Below are 239 nucleotides of genomic sequence, written 5' to 3' on the forward strand. Positions count from 1 at the left end.
ATGCTGGTCATCTCACGTTTGAAGCCCGCCAGTTCGTGAAAGCGCAAGGCGCGCTCGTTGCCCAGCGGCACCCACAGCGTCACGTTGTTGCACCCCTCTTCCAGCAGACCTTCGCGGGCGGCGTCCCACAGCGCCAGGCCAACGCCTTTGCCCCAGTGCGACGTGGCGGCGTAGATCGCCCAGATTTCGCCCATGGTGTTCGGTGTGCCCTTGTCACGCGAACGGTCGAAGCCGACAAA

General features: G+C 64.0%; 1 protein-coding gene. It reads right to left on the reverse strand.

The annotated features are described in order from the left end of the window. Window positions 1-239: GNAT family N-acetyltransferase (locus B3V69_RS05950; RefSeq protein ID WP_296444709.1), on the reverse strand; the 239-nt coding region annotated here is incomplete at both ends.

Source organism: Rhodoferax sp. UBA5149 (assembly GCF_002413825.1).
GTDB lineage: Bacteria > Pseudomonadota > Gammaproteobacteria > Burkholderiales > Burkholderiaceae_C > Rhodoferax.